5 protein-coding genes are annotated in these 3,220 nt (G+C 74.0%); all 5 read right to left on the bottom strand.

Annotated elements, in window-relative coordinates:
* The coding region (locus tag H5J29_RS26665; protein WP_312858426.1) for an SAM-dependent methyltransferase at positions 1-309 on the bottom strand (309 nt) is incomplete at its 3' end.
* Entirely contained in the window at positions 306-1,535 is a 1,230-nt protein-coding gene (gene cbiE / locus H5J29_RS26660) for a precorrin-6y C5,15-methyltransferase (decarboxylating) subunit CbiE (protein ID WP_181783760.1), read from the bottom strand. The genes H5J29_RS26665 and cbiE, both read right to left, overlap by 4 nt.
* Positions 1,536-1,615: 80 nt before the next feature.
* Positions 1,616-1,834 carry a hypothetical protein gene (locus H5J29_RS26655; RefSeq protein WP_181783759.1) on the bottom strand — a complete coding sequence of 73 codons (219 nt, stop codon included), beginning with the start codon at positions 1,832-1,834 and terminating at the stop codon, positions 1,616-1,618.
* Between the two features lie 4 nt (positions 1,835-1,838).
* Positions 1,839-2,552: an ABC transporter ATP-binding protein gene (locus H5J29_RS26650; protein WP_181783758.1), complete on the bottom strand. Its 714-nt coding sequence runs from the start codon at positions 2,550-2,552 to the stop codon at positions 1,839-1,841.
* On the bottom strand, positions 2,549-3,220 hold a 672-nt coding region (locus tag H5J29_RS26645), incomplete at its 5' end, for an ABC transporter permease (RefSeq protein WP_220187973.1). The genes H5J29_RS26650 and H5J29_RS26645, both read right to left, overlap by 4 nt.

Raw genomic sequence — 3,220 nt, 5'->3', positions numbered from 1 at the left:
GGGCACGCCCGCCGCGTCCAGCCTGCGCATCTGCTCGGCCATCGCCGAGAACACCGAGGGGTCGCCGCTGGCCAGCCGGGCGACGTCTAGCCCGTGCTCGTGGGCCCGCACCATCTCCTCGACGATCTCGGCGAGCGTCATCAGCGCCGTGTCGACCGTGCGAGCCGCGGGCGGGCACAGCGAGAGCATCTCCGGCGGGACCAGCGAGCCCGCGTAGAGGCAGACGGGCGACGCGGCGATCAGGTCGCGCGCCCGCAGCGTGAGCAGGTCGACCGCGCCGGGACCCGCCCCGATGAAGTGGACCGTCACTTCACGGTGCTCCAGACGGTGACCGACATCCCGGGCCGCCAGCCGAGGAACCCGCCGACCGGCTCCGCCCTCGACACCTGCATCCGCACGAGCGAACCCCCGAACCGCCGGTGTGCGACGGCGAGGGCGGACTCGGACTCCACCGTGACCCCGTTGGCGACCAGCCGACCGCCCGGAGGCAATGCGGCCCAACAGGTGTCGAGCACGCCCTCGCGCGTGAGCCCGCCCCCGATGAAGATCGCGTCGGGCACCGGGAGCTCGCGGAGCGCCTCGGGCGCCGGGCCGGTCACGACGCGGAGCGTGGGCACGCCCAGCCCCGCCGCGTTGCCCTGGATCCGCTGCGCGCGAACGGGATCGGACTCGACGGCGACCGCCCAGCAGGAGGGGTGCGCGCGCATCCACTCGATCGCGATGCTGCCCGCACCGGCGCCGACGTCCCACAACGTCTCGCCCGGGCGCGGGGCCAGGTGGGCGAGGGTGACCGCCCGGACCTCGCGCTTGGTGAGCTGGCCGTCGTGGGCGTAGGCCTCGTCCGGCAGCCCGGCGACCTCGCCGAACACCCGCGCGCCGGGCGCGGCGACGCACTCGATCGCGACGACGTTGAGCGCATCCCCCTCGGGGTGCAGCCAGTCCCGCGCGATGCCGGAGTAGGTCCGCTCGGCAGGCCCGCCGAGCTGTTCGAGCACGGTGAGCCTGCTGGGGCCGAAGCCGTCCGCGGTGAGCTGGGCCGCGATCTGCGCGGGCGAGGCGGCGCCCGCCGACAGGACCAGCACGCGTCGGCCGGGGGCGACCGTGCGCCGCAGCCGCTCGACGGGCCGCCCGACGACGCTCACCACGTCCACGTCCTCCGTGGGCCAGCCCAGACGCGCGCAGGCGAGCGTGGTCGACGACGGGTGCGCGATCACGTGCAGGTGTCTCGCGCCGAGGGTGCGGGCCAGCGTGGCCCCGAGGCCGAAGAACATCGGGTCGCCCGAGGCCAGCGCGCAGAGCCGCCGGCCCGCGAACTGCGCGAGCAGCCCCGGCAGGGCCGGGACCAGCGGCGACGGCCACGCCACCAGCTCCGCCGATACCTTGCCCGCCACGAGGTCGAGCTGCCGGGGGCCGCCCAGGATCACCTCGGCGGCGGCCAACGTCTCCTGGGCGTTGCCCGCGAGTCCCGACCAGCCGTCGGCGCCGATGCCGACCACGACGACGGCCGGGCCCTCCGGCTCGTTACCACCGCTCACGTCTCCACCTCTCGACGACCGCGCACGACCCTACGTGGTCGCCCGTCAGCCGCGGGGGTGAGTGCGGCCACCGGAAGGGGTCAAACCGGGCGGAGGTGATCGTAGTTCTTGGGTCGGAGCCGCATCGCATGCACCACCCGGTCCCCCTCGACGACCACCTCGAGCAGGTCCCGCGTCGGGGCCACGCCGATCAGCAGGGTGCGCTCGCCCTGCGGCACGGCGCGGAACGGGGCGGCGACGACCGCACGGATCGTCTCCTCCCCGATCCCGTGCTTGAGCGCGCCGGTCGTGATCTGCACCGTCTCAGCGTAGGGCGGCGAGCAGCTCGGCCTCGACCGCGGCCGCCCCCGTGACCGCCCGGGGACGGGGTAGGTCGATCGTCAGCTCGTGGCGCACCCGGGCGGGCCGCGGGGACAGCACGAGGACGCGGTCGGAGAGGAAGACGGCCTCCCGGACGTCGTGCGTGATCAGCAGGACGGTCCAGCCGAACCGCTCGCGGACCTCCGCCAGCCACTCCTGCATCGCGGTGCGGGTCAGCGAGTCCAGGGCACCGAAGGGCTCGTCGAGCAGGAGGACCTCGCGGTCCTGGACGACGGTGCGGAGCAGCGCCGCGCGCTGGCGCATGCCGCCGGAGAGCTCCTCCGGGCGGGAGTCCTCGAAGCCCGCCAACCCGAACGGGCCGAACAGGGCCCGGGCGCGCGCTCGGGCCTCCCGGCGTCGCATCCCGGCGACCTCCAGGCCGAGCGTGGTGTTGTCCAGCACGCTGCGCCACGGGAAGAGCAGGTCCTTCTGCGGCATGTAGGCGAAGGTGTCGCGGGCCGCGGGAGCGCCGTCGACGAGGACCTCCCCGGCGTCGGGTTCCAGGAGGCCGGCGAGCACGCCGAACAGGGTGCTCTTGCCCGATCCGCTGGGGCCGAGGATCGAGACGAACTCCCCCGGCGCGACGTCGAAGGACACGCCGTCGAGCACGGGGAGGTCGCCGTACGCGAGCTCGACGCCGCGGACCGTGATCTTCATCGGCGAACCCACGGCGCGACCGCGCGCTGGACCAGGAAGGTCAGGGCGAACAGCGCCAGGGTCAGCACCGCCGACACCCCCACCGCCGCCAGCACGAGGTCGGTGCGGAAGGAGTTCTTCTGCTGGTTCATGAAGATCCCCAGCCCGGACCGCGCACCCACGTACTCGGCGAAGATCGCGCCCGTCACGGCATAGGTGATGGCGATCCGCAGCGCGGTGAAGAAGGAGGGCAGCGCACCCGGCAGCCGGACGTACCGGAACTCAGCCCGGCGGCTCCCGCCCATGCTGCGCAACAGGTTCGACGCCTCGGGATCGGTCCGGGCGAACCCCTCGACGAGTCCGACGACGATCGGGAAGAAGGTGACCAGCGCGATCACCAGCACCTTCGGCAGCAGCCCGAAGCCGAACCAGAGGATCATCAGCGGCGCGATCGCGATGATCGGCAGCGTCTGGGAGGCGACCAGCAGCGGCATCAGCGCCCGGCGCAGCCACGGCGAGAAGTCGACGACGATCGCCAGCGCCCAGCCGACCGCCAGCGACACGGCGAACCCGACCGCCGTGACCTGCAGCGTCGGCACGGTGTTGGTCCAGAGCGCCGCGCGGTTCGCCCAGCCCTGCTCCACCACGCGCCACGGCGAGGGCAGGACCTGGGGCGCGACCGCGAGCAG

This window comes from Pseudonocardia pini (assembly GCF_013870575.1).
Taxonomy (GTDB): Bacteria; Actinomycetota; Actinomycetes; order Mycobacteriales; family Pseudonocardiaceae; genus Pseudonocardia; species Pseudonocardia pini.
Note: the sequence above shows the minus strand (reverse complement) of the source record. Positions and strands in the feature narration are given on the sequence as shown.

Bases quoted from the DNA above. Each gene is read 5' to 3' on its own strand.
- H5J29_RS26650 (WP_181783758.1), bottom strand. From the start codon at position 2,552: ATGAAGATCACGGTCCGCGGCGTCGAGCTCGCGTACGGCGACCTCCCC.